22 protein-coding genes, 1 tRNA gene, 1 other RNA gene and 1 pseudogene are annotated in these 21,501 nt (G+C 54.7%); 22 read left to right on the forward strand and 3 right to left on the reverse strand.

Annotation, left to right across the window (positions count from 1 at the left end):
* The first annotated feature begins 12 nt into the window (after positions 1-12).
* From gspE to gspD, 11 genes are all read left to right on the forward strand, one after another.
* A complete protein-coding gene (gene gspE / locus EXQ56_02865) occupies positions 13-1,698 on the forward strand; it encodes a type II secretion system protein GspE (GenBank protein ID MSO19393.1) in 1,686 nt (561 codons plus the stop codon).
* Positions 1,699-1,707: 9 nt separating this feature from the next.
* Positions 1,708-2,988 carry a type II secretion system F family protein gene (locus EXQ56_02870; protein MSO19394.1) on the forward strand — a complete coding sequence of 427 codons (1,281 nt, stop codon included), beginning with the start codon at positions 1,708-1,710 and terminating at the stop codon, positions 2,986-2,988.
* 28 nt (positions 2,989-3,016) lie between these two features.
* On the forward strand, positions 3,017-3,472 hold the full coding sequence (gene gspG / locus EXQ56_02875) for a type II secretion system protein GspG (protein MSO19395.1): 456 nt from the start codon (positions 3,017-3,019) through the stop codon (positions 3,470-3,472).
* A gap of 31 nt (positions 3,473-3,503) precedes the next feature.
* Positions 3,504-4,013, forward strand: a complete 510-nt coding sequence (gspH, locus tag EXQ56_02880) for a type II secretion system protein GspH (GenBank protein ID MSO19396.1) — start codon at positions 3,504-3,506, stop codon at positions 4,011-4,013.
* Positions 4,010-4,495, forward strand: a complete 486-nt coding sequence (locus EXQ56_02885; GenBank protein MSO19397.1) for a prepilin-type N-terminal cleavage/methylation domain-containing protein — start codon at positions 4,010-4,012, stop codon at positions 4,493-4,495. Before gspH ends, EXQ56_02885 begins: the two co-directional genes overlap by 4 nt.
* Positions 4,492-5,280 carry a prepilin-type N-terminal cleavage/methylation domain-containing protein gene (locus EXQ56_02890; protein MSO19398.1) on the forward strand — a complete coding sequence of 263 codons (789 nt, stop codon included), beginning with the start codon at positions 4,492-4,494 and terminating at the stop codon, positions 5,278-5,280. Before EXQ56_02885 ends, EXQ56_02890 begins: the two co-directional genes overlap by 4 nt.
* 36 nt (positions 5,281-5,316) lie before the next feature.
* A complete protein-coding gene (locus EXQ56_02895; protein ID MSO19399.1) occupies positions 5,317-6,423 on the forward strand; it encodes a hypothetical protein in 1,107 nt (368 codons plus the stop codon).
* Positions 6,420-7,838, forward strand: a complete 1,419-nt coding sequence (locus EXQ56_02900; protein ID MSO19400.1) for a hypothetical protein — start codon at positions 6,420-6,422, stop codon at positions 7,836-7,838. The genes EXQ56_02895 and EXQ56_02900 overlap by 4 nt, the downstream gene beginning before the upstream one ends.
* 29 nt (positions 7,839-7,867) lie before the next feature.
* Positions 7,868-8,455 (forward strand): hypothetical protein, encoded by a 588-nt coding sequence (locus EXQ56_02905; protein MSO19401.1) that lies wholly within the window; start codon positions 7,868-7,870, stop codon positions 8,453-8,455.
* Positions 8,456-8,493: 38 nt separating this feature from the next.
* Positions 8,494-9,219, forward strand: a complete 726-nt coding sequence (locus EXQ56_02910; GenBank protein MSO19402.1) for a hypothetical protein — start codon at positions 8,494-8,496, stop codon at positions 9,217-9,219.
* 76 nt (positions 9,220-9,295) lie between these two features.
* Positions 9,296-11,425 (forward strand): type II secretion system protein GspD, encoded by a 2,130-nt coding sequence (gene gspD / locus EXQ56_02915; GenBank protein ID MSO19403.1) that lies wholly within the window; start codon positions 9,296-9,298, stop codon positions 11,423-11,425.
* Positions 11,426-11,984: 559 nt separating this feature from the next.
* On the opposite strand, the gene EXQ56_02920 is transcribed toward gspD, so the two are convergent.
* Complete coding sequence (locus tag EXQ56_02920) at positions 11,985-12,329, reverse strand: hypothetical protein (GenBank protein MSO19404.1); 345 nt, start codon at positions 12,327-12,329, stop codon at positions 11,985-11,987.
* A 30-nt stretch (positions 12,330-12,359) separates the two neighbouring features.
* Positions 12,360-12,755: a type II toxin-antitoxin system RelE/ParE family toxin gene (locus tag EXQ56_02925; protein ID MSO19405.1), complete on the reverse strand. Its 396-nt coding sequence runs from the start codon at positions 12,753-12,755 to the stop codon at positions 12,360-12,362.
* Positions 12,756-12,790: 35 nt separating this feature from the next.
* Here EXQ56_02925 and rnpB point away from each other — a divergent pair.
* Positions 12,791-13,263, forward strand: an RNA gene (gene rnpB, locus EXQ56_02930) — RNase P RNA component class A.
* Positions 13,264-13,460: 197 nt separating this feature from the next.
* On the opposite strand, the gene EXQ56_02935 is transcribed toward rnpB, so the two are convergent.
* A complete protein-coding gene (locus EXQ56_02935) occupies positions 13,461-14,048 on the reverse strand; it encodes an N-acetyltransferase (protein ID MSO19406.1) in 588 nt (195 codons plus the stop codon).
* Between the two features lie 22 nt (positions 14,049-14,070).
* Here EXQ56_02935 and EXQ56_02940 point away from each other — a divergent pair, with 22 nt between their 5' ends.
* The 10 genes and pseudogenes from EXQ56_02940 (at position 14,071) to EXQ56_02985 (ending at position 21,501) form a co-directional block, all read left to right on the forward strand.
* The gene (locus EXQ56_02940; protein MSO19407.1) at positions 14,071-15,474 is read left to right on the forward strand and encodes an efflux RND transporter periplasmic adaptor subunit; all 1,404 of its coding nucleotides are present in this window, start codon (positions 14,071-14,073) and stop codon (positions 15,472-15,474) included.
* Between the two features lie 3 nt (positions 15,475-15,477).
* A complete protein-coding gene (locus EXQ56_02945; protein MSO19408.1) occupies positions 15,478-16,203 on the forward strand; it encodes an ABC transporter ATP-binding protein in 726 nt (241 codons plus the stop codon).
* 105 nt (positions 16,204-16,308) lie between these two features.
* Positions 16,309-16,665: pseudogene (locus tag EXQ56_02950) on the forward strand (type II toxin-antitoxin system RelE/ParE family toxin).
* A complete protein-coding gene (locus EXQ56_02955; GenBank protein ID MSO19409.1) occupies positions 16,643-16,975 on the forward strand; it encodes an XRE family transcriptional regulator in 333 nt (110 codons plus the stop codon). Before EXQ56_02950 ends, EXQ56_02955 begins: the two are co-directional and overlap by 23 nt.
* Positions 16,972-18,120: an FtsX-like permease family protein gene (locus EXQ56_02960; GenBank protein MSO19410.1), complete on the forward strand. Its 1,149-nt coding sequence runs from the start codon at positions 16,972-16,974 to the stop codon at positions 18,118-18,120. Before EXQ56_02955 ends, EXQ56_02960 begins: the two co-directional genes overlap by 4 nt.
* 406 nt (positions 18,121-18,526) lie before the next feature.
* Positions 18,527-19,201 (forward strand): hypothetical protein, encoded by a 675-nt coding sequence (locus EXQ56_02965; protein MSO19411.1) that lies wholly within the window; start codon positions 18,527-18,529, stop codon positions 19,199-19,201.
* A gap of 372 nt (positions 19,202-19,573) precedes the next feature.
* Positions 19,574-19,795, forward strand: coding sequence for a DUF433 domain-containing protein (locus EXQ56_02970; GenBank protein ID MSO19412.1), 222 nt, complete (start codon positions 19,574-19,576; stop codon positions 19,793-19,795).
* Between the two features lie 80 nt (positions 19,796-19,875).
* Positions 19,876-20,109 carry a hypothetical protein gene (locus EXQ56_02975; protein MSO19413.1) on the forward strand — a complete coding sequence of 78 codons (234 nt, stop codon included), beginning with the start codon at positions 19,876-19,878 and terminating at the stop codon, positions 20,107-20,109.
* A 17-nt stretch (positions 20,110-20,126) separates the two neighbouring features.
* A complete protein-coding gene (locus EXQ56_02980; GenBank protein ID MSO19414.1) occupies positions 20,127-21,296 on the forward strand; it encodes an ABC transporter permease in 1,170 nt (389 codons plus the stop codon).
* Positions 21,297-21,426: 130 nt separating this feature from the next.
* Positions 21,427-21,501: transfer RNA gene (locus EXQ56_02985), tRNA-Asn, on the forward strand.

Genomic DNA, 21,501 nt, shown 5'->3' on the forward strand with positions numbered 1-21,501 from the left:
AGGCGTGGTGAAATGCGACAGCGACTTGGTGAGATACTCATAGCAAAAGGGCAGCTCCAGCCTGATGAACTAGACAAGGGTCTTGCGCTTCAGCGCGAGCGCGGCGACAGGCTTGGCCGCCTACTAGTGGAGATGGGCCTGCTTTCCTCGCGCGACGTCTTGGTGGCTCTCTCCGAACAGCTCGGCGTGCCTCTGATTACCGCCAAACAGTTTCCCGAAGCTGGATTTGATGTTGATGGTATTTCAATCCAGTTTATGAAGCAGTCTCGAATTGTTCCAATTTCCAGTGGAAACGACGTAATTACACTAGTCATGTCTGACCCGCTGGACTCTGAAACGATTGCGGCGGTCCGCAATATCACCAAAAAACATGTCAAGGTTAGTCTTGCGGATGAGCAAGAGATAATCGCCGTACTCGATCAGTATTTTCCTGAAGATGAATCCGAAGCACTAACGGAGACGGCAGGTGAGGGAAACGCTGAAGATAGTCAGAATCTGGAGCATCTTCGTGATTTGGCGAGTGAAGCCCCAGTAATTCGATTGGTAAATCACTTGATCTCCCGCGCAGTGGAGCGCTCTGCCAGCGACATCCACCTTGAGCCAATGGAAAAGCAGTTCCATGTGCGATACCGCCTGGATGGGGTGTTGCACGCGGCTGACTCACCTCCAAGGGAGTTGCAGGCAGCAGTGATCTCTCGTGTAAAGCTAATGGCTAAATTGAATATCGCGGAGAGAAGACTGCCGCAGGACGGCCGCATTCAGTTGAAAATACTTGGCCGGGAGGTGGATCTTCGTGTCTCTACTTTGCCCACCTTACACGGTGAAAGCGTGGTTATGCGACTGCTTGACAGAAGTGAGTCAGGCCGGTACGACCTTAAGAGTCTTGGTTTTTCCGATGCAATGATGACACGGATGGAGCATTTCGAAAAACTTTCCTTCGGGATGTTCCTGGTAACTGGCCCAACGGGAAGCGGCAAGTCGACGACTTTATATAGTGCATTGAGGGGGATGAATACAGCGGAGCGTAAGGTCATCACGATTGAAGACCCAGTGGAGTATCAGATCAACGGTGTAAATCAGATTCACGTCAATCCACAAATCGGCCTGACCTTTGCCGCTGGTTTGCGCCATATTGTCCGACAGGATCCCGATGTGATTATGGTCGGAGAAATTCGCGACCGAGAGACTGCGGACATTGCCATTCGGGCCGCGCTTACCGGTCATCTTGTGCTATCCACGCTTCACACGAATGATGCGCCTAGCGCTATTACTCGACTTACTGACATGGGCATGGAAAACTATTTACTTACTTCCTCAATCGTTGCCGTGTTAGCCCAGAGACTGGTTCGTGTCCTTTGTACTATTTGTAAGAAGGAAGAGAAAGTTTCCGTTGCTTGGCTACGTTCTCTTGGTCTCGCGCCGAGCGAGATGCCTGCTGACAGGCAAGTCCCGATCTGGCGCGGGCCGGGCTGCGATGCCTGTGATCACACTGGCTATCGTGGGCGTGTAGGTATTTTTGAATTAATGGAGCTTGATGAAGAATTGCGCAGATTGATCGTCGCCAACGCGGATGCCGTGGAGTTGGCACGATCAGCACGCGGACGCGGCATGAGAACGTTGCTTGAGGATGGAATGGAAAAGGTGTTAACCGGCGTGACAACTCCAGAAGAGATATTAAGAGTGACTCAGATATTCTAGAAATGATTTTTGGCCTTTCAGATGGCAATCTTTTACTACAAGGCGACGACCGCAACGGGCGAATGGCGAGAAGGCGCTAGTCAAGCGAATAGCGAAAAGAGCCTTGTCCAGCAATTGCGGGCGCAAGGATTGCTTCCCGTCTATGTTGGAGAAACTCCGCAATCTGCCGTGGAGAAGGGCGGAAGCTGGCTGAGCAGTTTGGGTAAAGGTAACAGCAAAAGCTCGGTAAGCCTCCGAAGTTTTCCTTTTGCCGTCAGATCATGGGCTCAGGATCGCCTGGAGTTTACGCAGGAATTTTCCACGCTCCTGGCGGCGGGTATTCCTGTCGATCGGGCGCTTACCATTAGCTCTCATCTTGCTGCCAGTGAGCGATTTCGTGTGGTTGTTGCCGATGTATTGCGACAGATTCGTGGAGGCATGTCGCTGGCCGATGCAATGGAAGCTCAAGGTCCAGTGTTTTCGCGCCTATACGTGAATCTGGTTCGTGCAGGACAGGCGAGTGGAACATTGCCGATCGTGTTTGGGCGGATTGCGGAATTTGAAACGAGCGAAGCGGAGTTTCGTAGTCATGTTACTTCATCAATGATTTATCCTGCCCTACTGACGCTCGTGTCAATGGTGTCGATGACGGTAATGATGTACTTCGTGATTCCTCGATTTGGAGAGGTGTTTAAGTCTACAGGAATTCCAATTCCGGCTTCGACTGCCGCGCTGCTATGGATTGGAGATGTGCTGCGCAACTATGGATGGATTTTGGTATTAGCGTCTGTAATAGGAGCGATTCTATTTCGCCGATGGGTCAGATCTACCAATGGCCGCCTACGCTTGGATCAGTCTCTGCTTGCAGTACCTTTGTTGGGAGAGATGCTGCGTAAGGCGGAGACCGCACGGTTTGCACGGACCATGTCGACTCTGGTGGGTCATGGTGTTCCCATTGTTGAGTCATTGCGAATTGTCCGTGAGACAGTTAGTAATACTCAGATGGCTGCTTCTTTCGAGGGAGTCATTCAAGGTGTAAAGCGAGGCGAAGGAATTGCTCAGCCTATCGAACGAGCTGGAGTGTTTCCTGAGTTAGCGGTTCATCTGATGAGAGTGGGTGAGGAAACGGGCAGGCTGGACGTGATGTTTGAACGCTTGGCCAATGTTTACGATACCGAAACCAGGACAACGCTGCGGCGCTTGACGGCTCTGTTTGAACCCGTAGTGATCCTATTTATGGGAATTACCATCGGTGCCATTGTGCTGTCGCTGTTGATGGCCATTACCAGCATCAATGAAATTCCTTTTTAAGGTCAGGGGCTACTTGAGGGCATGCGAAATGAATGAACTTATGAAGAGTAGAAAGCAGCAGTCGGTAAGTGAGGAGCGAGGTGTAACACTGATTGAGCTGCTGGTCGTTGTAACGATCATCGCTATGTTTGCCGCATTGGTTGGACCACGGCTGTTCAAGCAGGTGGGCCGCTCCCGAGGTACCGCGGCAAAAGCTCAAATCAATTCCTTTCAGACGGCGGTAGGCGTCTATAAGTTGGACACGGGGAAGTTTCCTTCAACGGAGGAGGGGCTTGCCGCGCTACGGAGCCAGCCCAGTGACATTGAACGGTGGGATGGCCCATATCTTCCGCAGGACATTCCCCTTGATCCGTGGGGGCGTGCGTACATCTACCAATATCCCGGTGAGCACGGCGATGAGCCTGATATTGTTTCCCTGGGGGCAGATGGGCAGACAGGCGGAGAAGGTGAAGATACTGATGTTTTCAGTTGGAGCAGTAAATAGACATAAGAATGGTTTGAAGTACTGAAAATCAATGAAATACAAAAAAAACAGAACCTCGTTATGTCGGTCCTGCGAAGTAGGCATAACTCTTATAGAGTTACTCGTTGTCATGGCGATTGCAAGCGTAGTCTTGGCATTGGTGTTTCCCGCAGTTGGGGCGGGAATGTCAAGCTTGGAACTCCAGGCATCCGCCAGGAAGGTGATCGGTGCGGTACATTATGCCAGGGAAAAAGCAATCCATGCGCAAGAGCCATATCTATTGTTAGTGAACCAGAAAAGTAGAGAGATCGCTGTAAGTGATCTGACTGGTCATGAGCGATACGAGTACATACTACCTGAGCAAGTCGAGATTAGTGAAATTACTGGAGATTTCCTACTGAGTCAGTTTGGCGAACCGACCACATCAATTCGGCGGTTTGAATTTCAGCCTGATGGGATGGTTCCACCGTTGAGCCTAACACTTGCTGTAAATGGCCGTATGGTTCGTATCATCATTGATCCACTGACAGGCTCAGCAAAGATTGCAGAGGCAAATTTATGAAGTCTTTGCGCGCGAAGGCAAGTCGTCAAACTCACCTCAAGAAAGCAGCCATGCGCGGATTTACTTTGTTGGAAGTGTTGGTGGCAACAGCCGTTCTCGGCACATCCATTGCGGCAATGTTCAGTCTTTTAGCAGTATCCATTGGGAACACACGAAAGATCGAATACTCGGATAGGGCATTGATGCTAGGAGAGGCAAAGCTGAATGAATTTCTGGTTGGCCGAGGGCAAGGCACCGGCAATCTCGACACCGATGAATTGCGGTTGAATGAGACGGTTGAGGGTCGATGGGACGAGAAAACCAGATGGAAAGTACGTGCGACAAGAGTCGAGGACGGTGTCAGCGGTCCATCAAGAATGGCAATCCCAGTGCGAATTGACTTTGACATCTACTGGAGGCGCGAAGATGGCTGGAATGAAGGGAAGCTTTCACTAGAGACGATGCAAATTTGGCGAGACGCTCCTGCAAGTGGGGGTAAATGAATTCAATGTTACGAAAGCCCTGTGTGCATAGGACTGTTGTTGCTACAGCGGGATTCACCCTGATCGAGCTGTTGGTATCGATTACTGTAGTAGGAATGCTCTCGACTTCCATGGTGATGGCATGGCGAGTTGCAGCTTCCGCATTCGAGAAAGTTTCAAAACTTCTGGAACAGGATCACCGAGCAGGAGCAGTACAACAACTAATTGAAGGGCAGATCGGCGACATGGTACCTGTTCGCCCTTGGCTAATATACGGGCGTCCAGAGGTTTTTTTTCAAGGAGAGCGGAACTATATGCGATTTGTCTCTCGCTATTCATTAGGAGGCCGGACGAGAGGTTGGTTGGTATTAGCTGAGTACCAACTTGTTGAGAAAAATGGCATTACGAAGTTACTATTTCAAGAAACTCCTATTAAGTCATTGGAAGGTCTTTCGCAAGTGGTTGAGGTGGAGAGCGTCAAATCTTCAGGTCAGGCAATCCATTTCAAGCCGATTGGTGGGGATAGTCAGGCCGGGTTGGATAAACAGAATTCACCTAACCGCGGATGGCAATTGCTTATCGATAACCTCGACAATTCCCGGCTGGAATACTTTGTAGTGGAAAATAATTTGCAGGCAGGCAGATGGATAGATACGTGGACAAGCGGAGGAGACTCGCTTCCTCGCGGTGTGGCAATTCGACTGGGAACTCATGGGGCCGGGGCAGGAATGCTGTTAAAGCCTGTGGTCGCAATGGTCCAAAATTATGAGCGAACCGTGGCGAGGCTCCCATTGTTTTTATACTGATTCGGAATTATCGAACCGCTTTCGAGAGCTATTAATATGGCACAAATGATGAAGAGCAGTTACAAATCTAAAAAACTCGACATGGACTTTTCCACCTCAGTTAGTCTTGGGTTTCGACAAAGAGGTGTTGTGCTGTTGGCTGTTCTCTGGTTGAGCGTGGCTCTAAGCTTGATGGCCTTGAGTACTGCAAGTATTGTTCGTACTGAAACTGTTAGCGTCAATAATAAACTCGATTCGCAGCGAGGGTACTACATGGCGCGAGGGGGAATCGAAGCGGCTATTTATGCGATCAGCAATCCGTTGTCGCTTCGAGTTGGAGAAACTAGAAGCCCCGCTCCAGACGAATATGTTCCGGGCCGTCGGTGGATGCATTTTGATTATCAGGGAGGTTCGACATTGGTTGAAATCATCCCAGAGAATGCGAAAATTGGTGCGAATCATGCCTCACTGGATCAGTTACAAGCACTATTCGAGAAATTGGGGCTACAGAGTGATGCGAGTGTGGAGTTGGCCGGAGCAATGGTGGAGTGGCGATCTCCGATCACGTCGACAGTCGAAACGCAATTAGATTTCTTCTATTCCACAGTTTCCCCGCCCTATCACGCTAAACATGCCATGATCGAAGATTTAGAGGAACTACTTGCCGTGAAGGGAATGACGCGCGATGTCTATTTTGGAAAATTATCGCAGATGTCCGACGGGACCTGGCAACGCCGGCCACCACTACCGGATTTGCTGACTACGGAGCCGAACCTGGGAGGGATTAATGTTAACTATGCGGCGGCTGAAGTAATGGCAACGATGCCCGGTTGGGACAATCAACTGGCTGACCAAGTTGTTTCTGCTCGAAGCGATGGAGTCATGGGGGCAAACCCATTTACCTCACTAGATGACCTGACTCGGCGAGTCCCTGCAGTGGCTACTGTTACTGCGACCTCTCCTATATATTTGAACAGTGGATCAGTCTTCACTCTTATTGCTACATCTCAACCAGATGGGACTAAAGTTAGGCGTACAGTTCGAGCAATAGTTAGGATTGAATCTTCTCTGCCATTGGGGTATCGGATTCAAGGGTGGTGGGAAGACTGGCCCTGGTCTCCAGTGCCGGCTAATGCATTTGAAGGAAATGAGGCCGGGATATGAAATCACTGATCCCACAGTATGGAATCGGTATTGAGTTACGCAAGAACTCACTAGTGGCCATTTTCGCGAAGCGGACGATGGGCAGCTTCCGCATTGTCGATCGTCTCGAACTTAAAAACATGTACTCAGACGGGCCGGTGATATGCGGGCAGGAATATACGGCATTTTTGCGTCGCCACGGTTTAAGGGCACCTTGGACGATTGTTTCAATTCCTCGCGAGACTGCTATCTTGCGCGATGTGAAACTTCCAGGGACAGTGGCCCATGAAGTGAAGTCAGTTATTGGGCTACAGCTTGAATCGCTTCATCCTTTTGCAGATGAAGATGTCGTGTGGGACTGCATGATTCCAACCAACGATGAGACTCAGCAACGTGGCGCTGACTCAATGGGCAGGCCAATTAATGTAACGGTGGCATTTGCACAACGAAAGGCTGTTCTTGAATTGGCAGAATGGTTTAATCAAGCCGGTATTCCAGTTTCACAATTTGTGATATCGCCGCTTTTATTGCGTACGATTGCGGATCAATCTCATCAGTCAAATGCGGATGCTGCCGAACCCGTGGTTGTCGCGTACTCCAAGGAAGATGGTTGGGACCTAATCGGCTGCGCCTCAGGTCACCCAACAGTGGTTCGTGAATTGTCGATCCACGATTATGACGCGGATAACTCAAACGACTTACTTGCTGCATTGGACAATGAGCTTGATACGGTATGCGCTACTCTCCGGGTAGAAAAGACCCGTCACCCGTGTCTGCTCATTGGTGGAGCGATTTCATCAAAGACAGAGTTGTGGTCAACTATTGAGAAGGAGTTAGGCCAGCGATATCAATTGACCCAACTTGATGCAGACTGCCTTGCGATTGCTGCGGCTCGCTCCGCTTTTGGACGCGGCGAGGATATGAGTATCAACTTACTTCCACCAGAGCAGAGACACTTTGAGTCACCAGGGGCGCTAATACCGACTTACAGTGTGGCTGCAGTTGTTCTGCTGCTTGTCGCAGGATTAGGATTTCGCGGAACCTTGCAGGATTGGCAATACAGCCGAAGGCTTGACTCGGAAATTGTTGCGCTTCACCCACGCGTTTCTGAAATTGAGAAGATGCGAGATCAATCAGGTACGGAATACCACATGCTGTTGAGGCTGGCGGCGATCCGGGATGGAGCGAAGCTTCCACTGGACATGCTTGAAGAAGTTACTCGATCCCTGCCAGCCGATGCTTGGTTGCAACAATTGCAGTTGGAGGGCAACACCCTAACCCTGGTTGGTGTGGCTGATTCAGCTTCCAGCGTGTTACAAGCTATTTCCGAAACGTCGCGTATCGAATCGCCACAATTTCTATCGGCGATTTCACGTTCGAATGACGGAAAAGAAGCGTTCCGAATCGGCGCTCGTCTTCGCCCGGGGATTCGCTAAATTCACCAGTATAGGAGTTGGATGGTCCGATGATGAGTGACGTATTTGGAAATCGAATGGCAAAGCGAGACCGGCGAGCGCTGCAAATTGCGGCAGTAGGAGTTGCTGTCTATTTGCTCCTGCAATATTTCGCCCTGCCCGCTTGGGACAGCCTCCGGGCGGTGCGGAGTGAGTTGCCATTGAAAGAGCAGTCGCTTGCCAAGTACCGGCGGGCGGTGGACCTAGCCGGAGCGCACGCGCGTGATTCTCAGACTCTTTCCGAGCAGCTCCGCCAAGCGGAAGGTGGATTGCTCCAGGCACCGACAGCGTCTTTGGCGTCCGCGGAGTTGGAGAAGTGGTTGAGCGATACCGCCAAGGCGCAAGAAATCGAGGTGCGCTCAAGTGACTTTCAAAAGGTGGTACCTGACTCCGACGGATATACGCAGATTCCGGTGGGATTACAGTTCCAGTGTCGGATTGAGCAGCTTGTAAATTTTCTTTCCGCTATCCAATCTTCTGAGCGGGTACTCAGTATCAGTCGCCTTATTGTGCAGCCGGCAGGTGGGAACCAGAAACAGCTTTCTGTGGCGATGACGGTGGGTGGTTGGGCGAAGTCACTGGAGTCCGAAAGGAAATAGACCTAGTCCGAATCAGACGGTGATAGGTGGCTTTATTTATGATGCAAAAGAGGCAACTGATAGTGGTCAATCTGCTGCTGGTGGCGGCATCCGTAGCGCTTGGGTGGAAGCTCACGCTGGATTGGCGAAGTGCCCGCGATCGACAGTTCAATCGCGGGTTGTCAGTCGATGATAATCGTCCGAGTTATGTCCTGCCAGCTTCCAAAGCCGTAGCGATGGCGGGCGGGGAAGTGGTGTCGAGCAATCCATTCTCGCCAGATCGCAGCAGCGTCATCGAACAAGCTGCACCAGTGGCAGCCGGACCTCCGCCGCAGCTTCCCGTCGTGATCGGCACAATGCGGCTGGGCGCGAACTATGAAGCGCTGATGGCGGAAAGCGCGCAGACCGCGAGTACCTCATTCAAGCAGGTAAAAACCGGCGCCGTTGTCGGTGGCTATACAGTTGCGGCGATTCGTGATGATGAAGTTGTGGTGGAGTTGAATGGTGAGCGAACCACGATCAACGTCTATCTGTCTTCGAGCGGGGTGGCGAGATCAACAAGCAGGACGCTGGTGCCTAACGTACCCTCCGCGCCGAAAGTGGAGACATCTTCAACTCTCCCATCGAGCTCACCTGGCCAGTCGGTTTCTGCTTCCAGTGCGGCGAGTGCGGTCCAAGTGCCCAGCCCTGATCCCACGCTGAAGATCACGATAGAGGGAAATCGCAGGAGATATGAACGCGCCACGATGTTTGGTCCGCAAATCTGGTACGAGGATATCAGGTAGCACCGAAGTTTTAGAGTGATTGCAGGATAGAAGTAGGCTCGAAGAACTGGAAGTCGATTGAGCCGGTTTCCGAGAAATGCTCCAGTGGACATTTGCCATTTGGACACCCGCGAGTTTAGGTCATTTGATTGAGAGGCAAGAGATGAAAAGGAAATTTCAGACAATAGGTGGCCAGTTGATTGCATCTGGCTACTTGATGCTGGTTGTTGGCGTCAGTGTCGCGCGGAGCGTAGCGCAGGTTCCCGCCCCGCAGCCGCCTGCTGCCCCTCCAGCCGCCCAGGCAGCCGTACAGGCCAATGAGGCGGAAGCCGCCATTCCCATCGCGCTCCACTTTGAGAACGCGGATCTGCTGCGCGTCATCGGCATCATTGCGTCGGAGTTGCGCATGAACTACGTCGTTGACCCGTTGGTTAAGGGTTCGGTGAACATCAACACGCTGGGCGATGTTCGCCGCAGCGATCTGTTCCCACTGCTGCAGATGATCCTGCGCATCAATGGCGCTACTGCGGTGCAGACCGGCAACTTCTATCGCATTGTTCCCTTGCAGAACCTTCAGCGGATGCCCATTTCTCCGGAGGCGGCTGGCAGCCAATTGAGCTCTGATGACCGTGTGGTCATGAACATTATTCCCTTAAAGTATGTGGCTGCGACGGACATGACCAAAATCCTCACACCATTTCTCTCCGAAGGCGGGCACCTGTTCAGTCATGACGGAGGCAACATCCTGATCGTCACGGATTCTAGCCGCAGCATGAGCCGATTGATCGAGCTGATCGGGCAGTTCGATACCGAAGTGTTCACCGACCAGCGCGCCCGCCTGTATCCCATCAAGCACAGTCAGGCGGATAAGCTGGCTGCTGAATTGAAGGAAGTTTTCTCGGCCTATGGTCTTTCGGGCGGAACCTCTGCGGTACGGTTTGTTCCCATTGATCGGGTGAATGCAATTCTGGCGGTTACGGCGAATGCCAGCGCCTATACCGAGATCGAGAAATGGTTGGAGAAGTTGGACCAGCCCACCGCCCAGGCGGGTGTGAGAACCTTTATTTATAAGGTCGAGAATGGAAGGGCGGAAGACATTGCGAGCGTGCTGTCAAGTTTACTGCTGGGAACCAGCCTTGCCCAGAGCGGTCCTGGTCAACCTCCATTTGGCGGCGCATCGGGAGCGTCAGGCACGGCGGCTGTAACGCTGAGTCCCGCTGCAATGACTGGTTCCGGCGCTGGCCCGCGCGACCAGACGCACATTCGCATCGTCCCCGATACGATCAACAACCAGTTGCTGATCCAGGCCACGGCGCAGGAGTATGAAGAAATCCGCCGCACCTTGCGCGACCTCGATATCGTGCCGCGTCAAGTGATGATCGAAGCCAAGGTCTACGAAGTGGCTCTGACCGGTGATCTGTCGGCTGGCGTGACGGCCTTCCTGCAGAAGCAAGGCGCGACTCCGAATGTGCCCGGTGGCGAGAGAAAAGTTCAGGGAAGCTTTGCCAATTCCGCGCTCAACGCCACGGTGGGAACGCTAGTGGGCCGTACGCGCGAGCTGCTTTTTTTCCTCAACGCGGCTGAGAGCCGCAGCCAAGCGAGGATCATTTCAGCCCCGTCGATATTGGCCAGCGACAATATAATGGCCAGCATCAATGTGGGCACGGAGGTTCCCACGCTGACATCCCAGGCGCTCGCCGGCGGCGCGCAGTCCGGCGGCAGCAGCCTGTTTACCAATACCATTCAGAGTCGTGATACCGGCGTATTGCTCAGCATCACGCCGCGGATCAACTCGTCCGGCTTGGTGAATCTCAGGATTCAACAGGAGGTCAGCGCGCCGCTCGCGCCCTCGGCTGGAGGCATCCAGTCGCCGAGCATCCAGAAGCGCTCCATCTCCACGCAAGTGGTGGTCGGCGACGGCGAGACCATCGCGCTCGGCGGCATCATTCAGGAGGACCGCGGCATCACCAAAACTCGCGTCCCGCTGCTCGGTGACATTCCTTACCTCGGCGCGTTGTTTGGCAACACCGCTATCTCCTCGCACCGCACGGAGCTGATTGTGCTGCTCACTCCCACCGTGATCCGCGACGCCAACGAGGCGGGAAGGGCGACGGCGGAGTTTCGCGGGAAGCTGAAGGACCTGGAGCGACTCCTCCGCGAAGAGCAGGAAGAAACCGCCCAGCGCGAGGCCAAAGCCGCCGAGAAATCTGAGCAATCAAACCAGTAGTGGGCGCCGCGGTTCCTCGCTGGAGACATGTGCTTTTTATTCGCCAAATGCGCGCGGCGGGATGCCTTGGCAAATAATCCAAAGAATCCACAGCGCACAATCTACACACGTTTACGGTTTTTGCCACTCTGGCCGGATTGACAAACTAGGGATTCGAGGTTCCTGGATCACAATTCAGGACAACCTTAGCCCAGCTTTTCCCATTCATTCCCGTTGCGCCGCTCTCCAAAAGAATCCCAATGATCGTTCCTGACAATGTTCGCGGTTCTGTCGAGCAGGCCCAATTGTCCTGTTTCACCAAACTATCAAACATCAAGGTCCCGTCGGCGGGACGGCGGGCGCTTAGTGAGCAGTGAGTTGACAAAAGTGAGTCGGTAGCAGGCGCGTAGTTTTGGTAAGTTAGTAGTAGTAAGTTTATAATAGTTAGTAATGTGCAGTTAGTAATGAGTACAAAGTAATAGATGCTAAGTAGTGAGTCATGTCGATTTCGGCAATACCATTATTGGAGAAATAGGACAATTTCAGAAGTAGAGCAAAAAGCCTGGACTGCGACTTACTATTACGCGGTGGTGTCGACTCTCGACACTGTGACTCGGACGCGGTAGCCCAGGGAACCGAGAATACGGATCAGAAGATCGCTGGAGACGCTTTCGAGTTTGTCATTTAGGATGGCGGTTACTCGTGTCCGGGAGGTTCCTGCCCGCTCGGCGATTGCGGCGTGAGTGATCCTTCTCTTCCGAACGATCTCCTTCAGATGCTTTAGGAGTGAATACTGGACCTGCCATTCCTTGGCGTCCGCTGGCGAAAGCCCAAGAACTTCAGCCAATGCCTCCGGAGTTCGCGCGACAATTGGTTTGACCCGAGACACGGGTTTAACTCTAGACACGGGTTTGACCCTAGACATCAAGAAGCTCCTTCAAGCGTTTCCTTGCGACTACAATTTCTGGGCCGGAGTTTGCCGTGTCTTTTTGACAAATGCGTGGAACACGAGAATTCCTTCCCGCGAGAGCGTGAAGTAGAACGCGCGATACGCGCCGTCCTCGCCCTGAACGCGGAGTTCCGAAACGCCTGCGGCCACGCTGGGCATTGCTCGCGAGTGAGGCATTGCCAACTGCTCCCCCAGCTGAAGCTGAAAAAGGTGTCTACCCAAGCCAGTGCGGACCTCTTTCGGAAAGCGGCGGATGGCGGCGCGCGCGCCCGGATGGAAGAGGATCGGCCTCACATTCGCGAATGTCTCATATTTGAGACAACCAAGGAATGGAAAGCCAGGGGCATCTCGCACCCGCCAGGATGGCGGCTTTACGTCAAACGGCACCGCCGCAGCTTGCAACCTTCTTGCCGTCGGCGGATACTAATAGGTGAGAGCAAGCAGGTTGGGCGATCGCTCCGCGGCATTGCAAAATGTGGCGGGGAGGAAAGTCCGGACTCCATAGAGCGGTGTGCTGGCTAACGGCCAGGATTCGTGGGGCGTCTCGCTTAAGCGGGGGGCTCTGCGGGTACGGAAAGTGCCACAGAGAATATACCGCCCGGCGCGGCAGTATGCAGTAACGCGCGGGGTAAGGGTGAAAAGGTGCGGCCCCAGAGCAAAGGGGCTTAATGTAAGAGCGCACCGCCCGTCGGGCAACCGGCGGGGCAGGGCAAACCCCACACGGAGCAAGACCAAATAGGAGGGGAGGGACGGCTCGTCCCGCAACTTCGTCCAGCGATGGATGGAGGGCAACTCTCGGGTAGGTCGCTAGAGCCGGGAAGTAATTCCCGGCCCAGAGGAATGATCGTCATCCCGGCTAGCCTTCGGGCGCCCCGGGATACAAAATCCGGCTTATAGACCTGCTTGCCTTATTTTTTTCTTCGATCCGTCACAGAGCCGCGCGCGTGAGCGAGCGGACACGCTCGGCGGTAATATTATGCTCGGCCAGCAGTAATATTCTGCTCGGCTTGTGCAACCATCCCATGTAAATTCATTCGATGTCGTGACATTGAGCCGTGTGCCCGCGCGGGCGGGTCCGCTTGCTTACGCTCGCGGCACCGTGACGCGCTAGCGCGCCAGCATCGCTTCCAGGCGCCGCTTCGCCTCGGGCCATTCTGAATCGATGATGCTGAAATAGACCGAGTTGCGGATGCGGCCGCTGGAAACGATCATGTGATTGCGGAAGTGGCCTTCTTCTTTCGCCCCCAGCCGCGCGATGGCGGCGCGGGAGCGTTCGTTTAGTTCATCGGTCTTCAGCGCCACGCGAATGCAACCCCATTGCTCGAAGGCGTGGCGCAGCATCAGGAATTTAGCTTCCGTGTTGATGGCGGTGCGCTGCCATTGTGGCGGGATCCACGTCCAGCCGATCTCCACGTTACGATTAGGGCAGTCGATCGTCAGAAATCGTGTGGACCCCACGACGTTGCCGGAGTGTCGGTCAATCGTCGCAAATGGCAGCGAGACGCCGGCGGCCTGCTCGTCAAGCGCCGTGTCGATAAACTCCTGCATCTCCTGCCGCGTAGTTATTTCCACTCGAAACCAGCGCCAAATGTTCTCGTCCAGGCCGACGGCGCACAGGCCGGCGAGGTGATCGGCACACAGCGGCTCCAGTCGCACCGACGCACCTTCGAGAATGACTGGCTGTATCTCCATCATGTGAGCAACCTCCGTCGCATGGATGCTCTCTCATTATAGGTTTCAACATTCGCGGATTTGTTTTATCTTTAATGATCGAGCAATTCTGTTGGAGACGTGGGCCATGGAAGCAGGCAAAGTGCCGGGCAGCGAGCGCGAATCAGTGAAAACCGCAGGACGGACGCCGGGAAAATTCGCCGTGTCCGATCTCCGCATTGACGACAGTAAGCGGCGGCGCAAGCGCGGCGGGTGGTCCAAGTGGTTGATCGTGCTCCTGCTGCTCGGCGGGGTGGGATACGGCGGATGGATGTTCTGGCAGGGTCGCGCGCCCGCGGTGCAGATCGCCGAAGTGCGCCGACGCACGCAGACCGGCGCGCTCTCCGTGCTGAACGCCAGCGGCTACGTTACTCCGCGGCGACGCTCCACGGTGGCGGCGAAGATCACCGGACGGCTGGACACGATATTAGTTGAAGAGGGCATGCGCGTCAGCGCCGATCAGGTGCTGGCGACGCTGGATGACACGGACATAAAGGTCCGCATCACTTCCACCGAGGCGGACCGGCGGGCTACCGTGGCCTCGCTCGCGGACCTGCACGTGAATCTTAAGAATGCCGAGCGTGAGCGCGTGCGCATCTCGCGATTACTGGAAGAGGGCATCGCCACGCGGCAGGCCATGGACGCGGCGGAGACGGCGGTCGAGAGTTTCGAGGCGCGCATTGATTTAGTCGAGGAGCAGATCAATGCCGCCGAGGCGCGCTTGCAGGTGGCGCGGCACGATCTGGAGAATACCGTCATCCGCGCGCCCTTCGCGGGGATTATAGTTTCCAAAGACGCGCAGCGCGGCGAGATGGTTTCTCCCGTCTCCGGCGGCGGCGGATTCACGCGCACCGGCATCGCTACCGTTGTCGATATGACTTCGCTCGAAATAGAAGTCGACGTGAATGAGTCATACATCACCCGCGTGCGCGAACGGCAACCGGTGTCGGCGACGCTGGATGCCTATCCGGACTGGACCATGACGGGCCGCGTGCGCACCGTGATTCCCACGGCGGACCGTCAGAAGGCGACTATCAAAGTGCGCATCGCTTTCGATCAACTGGATTCGCGCATCATTCCCGACATGGGCGTGAAAGTTGCGTTCCTGGAGGAGAAGAAAAAGGAAGAGGCGGTGCCCGCCAACGGGATGCCCGCCGTTGTCATGCTGGTCCCCAGCGATGCCGTGAAAGATGATGCGGGCCAGCCGGTGGTCTATGTTCATAGCAATGGTGTGGTCGAGCGGCGGGCGGTGAGGCCGGGCCCGTCTTCAGGCGCCCCGGGTGGCGCGCAGGCTGGGGCCTCTGCTGAGACCGCGCTGCTGGCCGGCGTGTCAGAAGGCGAGCAGGTGGTGGTGAGCAGTCCGCAACCGTTGCGCGATGGCATGAAAGTAAAAGTTGAGGAAGGGAAGTAGCGCATGGTTCGAGTGGACGGCGAAAATAACGGGCTGGCTCTGATTCAAGTTCGCAATATCGACATGAAGTATCGCCGCGGCAGCGAAGAAATTCATGTGCTGCAAGGGTTGAGCCTGGATGTGAACGAGGGCGAGTTTGTCGCCTTCATGGGGCCAAGTGGCTCGGGCAAGACCACGTTGTTAAATTTAATCGGCGGGTTGGACACCCCCACGTCCGGCAGCATCCGCGTGGGTGGCGAGGAAATTTCTGAATTAAGTTCCGCCGAGCTGACCACGTGGCGGGCGCGCAACGTCGGCTTCATTTTCCAGATGTACAACCTGCTTCCCGTGCTGACCGCGTTCCAGAATGTCGAGCTGCCGCTGCTGCTGACAAAACTTTCCCGCGCGGATCGCCGGAGGCATGTGGACGCCGCTTTATCGCTGGTCGGATTGGAAGACCGCATGAAACATTATCCGAGTCAGTTGTCGGGCGGACAGGGACAGCGCGTGGCCATCGCTCGCGCGATTGTCGCCGACCCAACATTCCTGCTCTGCGACGAGCCGACCGGCGACCTCGACCGCAAGAGCGCGCACGAGATACTCGACCTGCTCACTGCGTTGTCGAAGGAACATGGCAAGACGATCTTGATGGTTACGCACGATCCGCTGGCCGCCGAACATGCCGACACCATCCTGCATCTCGACAAAGGCGAGCTGGTGGAGACCGTGCGGGCCGAGGCGCGAGCGTAAGCGGCCAGGCGCGGCCTGTAGCCCAGGAAGTGCTGGGCGTTGAGTTTATAGGTAATTTCCTATATCATTAAAGTTGAGCCTGTGACGAACACATTAATCCCCGCTATGCGGCCCTTGGTATGACTAGGAAATTCACGGCGGAACGTGCAGGAATTTCCCAAGGAAGCCCAAAAGCTGCTTGGCGATGAAATCCAGCTCATCCAGTATGGCGGCATGCCGACGGATGCCAAGCGATTCAAAGGAGCGGGCAGCGGCGTGATCGAGATTGCCCTGCGGCATGACACCAACGCCTACCGTGCGGTTCTGGCGGTTCAGTTGGAGAAGAACATTTATGTGCTGCATGCCTTCCAGAAGAAGTCGAAGACCAGCGATAAGACTCCGCTGCCCGATCTGGCCCTGATTGAAAAGCGCTACCTGGAAGCCAAGGAGCTTGTGAAAAATGAAGAAGAAGCCTCCCATTGAATTTGAAAAAAGCAGCGGCAATGTTTTTGCCGATCTGGGATTGCCCGATGCGAGTGAATTGTTTGCCAGGGCGCAGCTGGGGTTCAACATCTCTAAAATCCTTGCAGCCAGAAAATTGAAACAGCGCGAGATTGGGTCAATCCTGGAGATCAAGCAGCCAGAAGTGTCGCATCTGATGAATGGCCATTACAGCCGGTTCACCATGGACAAGCTGCTGGAGTTCCTCAAGCGGCTGGACCAAAAAGTGACCATCCAAATCCGGCCGCATCGTCCCGGCGAGCCCTATCAGGAAGTTTCGGCACGGTTGTGAATGCTATGAAGCACCTGCACATTCTGTTCGGCAATCTGCGCCGGAAAAAAATCCGAACGATACTCACGGTCGGTTCATTCGCCGTGGCCATGTTTTTGTTCGGCATTTTGGTAGTGGTGCGCCTGGCGTTCCAAGCGGGCGTGGATATCGCCGGCGTGGACCGGCTCATCATCATCAACCGCACCTCAATCATTCAGCCGATGCCGCTCGCGCATCGCGACCGCATCCTGCGCGTACCAAGTGTCACGAAGGTGACTTACTCGAACTGGTTCGGCGGCGTCTATCAAAATGAGAAAAACTTCTTTCCTATTTTTTCAATCGACAGCGAATCCTGGCTCGGTGTGTACAATGAGTTCGAAGTTCCTCCGGAGCAATGGAAAGCATTCATGGAGGACCGCGAGGGCGCCATCGTCGGCGAAAAACTGGTCGAGCGATTCGGCTGGAAACTCGGCGACCGCATTCCCATCAAGGGCACCATCTTCGCCGGCAACTGGGAGTTCAATCTGCGCGGCACCTACAAGGGCACGCGGCAGCAGGACGATCCCACGCAATTCTGGTTTCACTGGAAATATTTCGATGAACGCAAGGAATTCCAGAAGGGCATGGCCGGCTGGTACACCCTGCGCATCGACAATCCTGACAACGCCGTGCGTGCCTCCAAAGCCATCGATGCATTGTTTGTGAACTCGCCCTACGAGACCAAGACCGAGACCGAGCGCTCCTTCGCCGCCAATTGGGTGAAGCAGATGGGCAACATCGAATTCCTGATTCTCTCGATCGGCACGGTGGTAATGTTTACGTTGCTATTAGTAACTGGAAATACCATGGCCATCTCCGTGCGCGAGCGCGTGCGCGATCTGGCGGTGCTGAAAGCCATCGGCTACTCGGACCGTACTGTACTCACTCTGATCATGATGGAGTCACTGGTGATCGCGGCGTGGGGTGGGGCGGTCGGCTTGGGCCTCGCCAAACTGTTCAGCCTGCGCGGTGATCCCACCGGCGGCATTCTCCCTATCTTCTATCTACCGAACATCTGGATCGTCTATGGATTTATCGGCGCACTCGCCATCGGGTCCATCGCCGGCGTGATTCCCGCCGTCTCCGCGATGCGCCTGCGCGTAGTGGAAGCGCTGCGGCGGGTGTAAGCCAGACGATAACCATAATCGGCCTGCATGAGCAAGGCGGTAATGTTGTGTATCAGAGTACATACAAAAGAATCACTTATGCCGCGAACCCCCAAGGGGCGTAAATGAACACTGCTTCATCGGAGCATACATTGGTAAAAGCGAGAGTCCGAATTACTTTTAAAACTGATTCGTGCCAACCTTCTCAGTATGAGGTCGAGGCGGAATTCATGGAACTGCGGAACCCAGGCGGTGAGGAATTCGTTGCCGAACATTTAATATCAGAACTACGCATGCTGTCGCTTCAGGGAGGTTTCCGCCACTCTCTACCGACGTCAGCGGCATCGCTCGTGAGACAACCCAAACCTTTTGATTCCCCGCCGACTTTGAATCCACGACTTTCGACGACAGGCGTAATACTTGGGCGATGTGGCTTGAAATCAGAAAGACTCTCATGCGGGTGGAAGCGCTCCTGGCAAAATCACGGGCTTATCATGCCGTAGAGGTACATCTCAGGCACGATAGTAAAAACGCAGATCACGCTTGGCATGTTCATTTGGACAAAATGAACCACTTTAATCTTGCAGCCGTCCTGCTGGCCAAAATTGGGGACCTGGTTCTCCGACTAATTTTTGAGAGGATGGGAGCCTCGCTAGTTCCGTCTGTTGATCAGAACGATCCGGAATGGGAGCGCGCATTAACTTGGAAGAATGTTAGAAAGGGATTCAAGGATCGAACCGGAAATCGCAATGTCGCGGTGCTGGGGAAAGAGGAGCATGAACGAATCCAGGAACTCCTTGACGAATTTCCAAAACCAGATTTTGTCGGACGAATTCGACTATATAGGCACAACTTTATCCACAGAATTGTTCCGTCGGTAGACCATTCGGAATTGTATGTACGTCTACAGGATCGCCAGGGAACTCCGATCATGAACGAGTCTGGCAATATCAAGGGATGGATGAAGACATTGAGAGGACCACCGCCGGCAGAATACTTATTTTCTGGCTTATACGGCGATGCCGTACAAACGCTTAACCATTTTGTTGCCCTGCTGGAACGCCTACAGGCCATTCCGCGATTTAGTCCCGAGGCAATATGAGCCATGGCAACCGAAACGACTGATGTCGTGATCGTTGGCGTGGGCGCGGCGAGCGTAATGCTCACAACCCAGCATGTTTCTGATTTGCCTTGGGCAACAGGTAAAGATAAACTAAAACCATGACCTTGGAAGCGATCAAGGCGGTGATTGCAGAGCTTCCTGGAGCCGATAGGGCCTCGCTGACTGCTGGCCTCCTCCAGCGGGACGGAGAGGCCTGGGACAAGCAAATCGAGGCGAATTTTTCCGAGGGAGGTCGAGGCATGGCTCTGCTTGAGTCCTGGGACACCGAGATCAAAGCCGGTCGTGCTTCACCTGGAGTGTCCGAGGGTCCTGGGGTAACCTAAGCCATGACTGCAGAACAAAAAAAATGCGCTGACCGAGATCGTCTCTATTGATGCGGAGACCATGCACGGCACGCCCTGCTTCAGCGGGTCGCGCGTCCCCGTCCAAACCCTCATTGATTTCCTTGAAACCGGCGACAGCATTGATGATTTCCTGGCCGCTTATCCATACATCCCGCGCCGGCAAGTCATCGCGTTCCTGGAACTGAGCCGTGACGTCACGTTTGGCCAAATCACATGCGCATCCGCATAGACGCCTGCGTTGACCCGCGCGTCCGAGAGGCGTTCCCTGGCCATGAAGTCAGCACGGCAGTGGAGCTTGGCTGGCAGTAGATGAATGATAACGCTCTTGTCGCGCTCTTACAGGATCGATTCGATGTCTTGGAAACTATCGACCAAGGATTTGAATACCAACAGAATCTTAAGACCTTACGCTTTGGCTTGCTAATTATTCATGTTGCGCGGAACAAGGTGGAATTCTGCCGACCGCTTTTCGGGCAAATGCAAGCCGCCATTGCCCAGGTCAAGCCGGGAGAAGTGATCCACATCCACGCCGCCGTGGGTTAAGTGCTCGAAGTTCAATTATGGCAATTCCCATCAGCTACAATCTGCGCAGTCTGCGTGTCCGCTGGGTTTCCGCGTTGGTGGCGGTGCTCGGCATCGCCGGGACGGTGGGCGTGTTCATCGCCATGCTTTCGTTGGCGAATGGATTTCGCGCGACGCTGGTGTCGAGCGGCTCGCCGCGCTCGGTGATCGTGCGCCGGGCGGGCGCCACCACGGAGATGGAGAGCGTGATCTCGCGCGAGAGCGTACGCATTGTCCAGGATGCTCCCGGCGTGGCGCGCGGCGAGGGTGGGCCGTTGACCAGCGCGGAAGTGGTGGTGATTTCGCCGTTCCCGCTGATGGATACCGGGACCGACGCCAATGTTCAAGTCCGTGGCGTGCAGCCGGAAGTGCTCAATGTGCGCGCGAATGTAAAGATGGTCAGCGGCCGCTTCTTTCAAAGCGGCACCAATGAGCTGGTGGTGGGCAGCAGCGCAACGTCCGCTTATCGCGGGCTGAAGATTGGCAATACGGTTCGCATGGGCGGCGTTAATTGGACCGTGGTAGGCGTGATGGATGCCGGCGCTTCGGCCTTTGATTCGGAGGTATGGGGTGACGCGAATATTCTGAATGCCGCGTTCCAGCGACCCATCAACCTGTTTCAATCCATGACCGTGCAACTGGATTCGCCCAACGCGTTTGCCCGGTTCAAGGACGCGTTGACATCCGATCCTCGGCTGGCCGTTTCCGTGGAACGTGAAACTGAATATTACGAAAAGCAATCGCGCACGCTGACTCAGTTGATCACCATCCTGGGAACCATCGTGGCCGTGGTGATGGGCATCGGCGCGGTCTTCGGCGCGCTGAACACGATGTACTCGGCGGTCATCGAGCGCACGCGCGAGATCGCCACCATGCGCGCCATCGGCTTCACCACCGGCAGCGTGGTCGCGTCATTCGTTATCGAATCGTTATGCGTGTCGCTGGTGGGCGGGTTGGTGGGATGCGTCGCGGTGATACCGCTGAACAATCTCACCACCGGCGCGATGAACTTTCAGACATTTTCCTACCTGGCCTTCGCCTTCAGAATCACTCCGCAACTGATGGGCTACGGCATTCTCTTCGCTCTGTTCATGGGTCTGATCGGCGGCCTGCCACCCGCGTTGCGCGCCGCCCGCGCCCCAGTGGTGGTGGCTCTGCGCGAACTATAATGGGAAGCGTCCGGTAATCCAGCCGGGCCCGCTTCACTTGCTTGATTCCCTCCGCTGATATCGCCGCCGTCAACTTGACACCCGCGCACCGCTCTGATATCAAAGAAGAGAATCAGTTGTCCAACCGGATTCCTCAGTAGCTCAATGGTAGAGCATTCGGCTGTTAACCGAAGGGTTGTAGGTTCGAATCCTACCTGAGGAGCCA

Source organism: Acidobacteriota bacterium (assembly GCA_009691245.1).
Lineage (GTDB): Bacteria > Acidobacteriota > Terriglobia > 2-12-FULL-54-10 > 2-12-FULL-54-10 > SHUM01.

Bases quoted from the DNA above. Each gene is read 5' to 3' on its own strand.
- gspE (MSO19393.1), top strand. From the start codon at position 13: ATGCGACAGCGACTTGGTGAGATACTCATAGCAAAAGGGCAGCTCCAG.
- gspG (MSO19395.1), top strand. From the start codon at position 3,017: ATGAATGAACTTATGAAGAGTAGAAAGCAGCAGTCGGTAAGTGAGGAG.
- gspH (MSO19396.1), top strand. From the start codon at position 3,504: ATGAAATACAAAAAAAACAGAACCTCGTTATGTCGGTCCTGCGAAGTA.
- EXQ56_02885 (MSO19397.1), top strand. From the start codon at position 4,010: ATGAAGTCTTTGCGCGCGAAGGCAAGTCGTCAAACTCACCTCAAGAAA.
- EXQ56_02890 (MSO19398.1), top strand. From the start codon at position 4,492: ATGAATTCAATGTTACGAAAGCCCTGTGTGCATAGGACTGTTGTTGCT.
- EXQ56_02895 (MSO19399.1), top strand. From the start codon at position 5,317: ATGGCACAAATGATGAAGAGCAGTTACAAATCTAAAAAACTCGACATG.
- EXQ56_02900 (MSO19400.1), top strand. From the start codon at position 6,420: ATGAAATCACTGATCCCACAGTATGGAATCGGTATTGAGTTACGCAAG.
- EXQ56_02905 (MSO19401.1), top strand. From the start codon at position 7,868: ATGATGAGTGACGTATTTGGAAATCGAATGGCAAAGCGAGACCGGCGA.
- EXQ56_02910 (MSO19402.1), top strand. From the start codon at position 8,494: ATGATGCAAAAGAGGCAACTGATAGTGGTCAATCTGCTGCTGGTGGCG.
- gspD (MSO19403.1), top strand. From the start codon at position 9,296: ATGCTCCAGTGGACATTTGCCATTTGGACACCCGCGAGTTTAGGTCAT.
- EXQ56_02920 (MSO19404.1), bottom strand. From the start codon at position 12,329: ATGTCTAGGGTCAAACCCGTGTCTAGAGTTAAACCCGTGTCTCGGGTC.
- EXQ56_02935 (MSO19406.1), bottom strand. From the start codon at position 14,048: ATGATGGAGATACAGCCAGTCATTCTCGAAGGTGCGTCGGTGCGACTG.
- EXQ56_02940 (MSO19407.1), top strand. From the start codon at position 14,071: ATGCTCTCTCATTATAGGTTTCAACATTCGCGGATTTGTTTTATCTTT.
- EXQ56_02945 (MSO19408.1), top strand. From the start codon at position 15,478: ATGGTTCGAGTGGACGGCGAAAATAACGGGCTGGCTCTGATTCAAGTT.
- EXQ56_02955 (MSO19409.1), top strand. From the start codon at position 16,643: ATGAAGAAGAAGCCTCCCATTGAATTTGAAAAAAGCAGCGGCAATGTT.
- EXQ56_02965 (MSO19411.1), top strand. From the start codon at position 18,527: ATGTGGCTTGAAATCAGAAAGACTCTCATGCGGGTGGAAGCGCTCCTG.
- EXQ56_02975 (MSO19413.1), top strand. From the start codon at position 19,876: ATGAATGATAACGCTCTTGTCGCGCTCTTACAGGATCGATTCGATGTC.
- EXQ56_02980 (MSO19414.1), top strand. From the start codon at position 20,127: ATGGCAATTCCCATCAGCTACAATCTGCGCAGTCTGCGTGTCCGCTGG.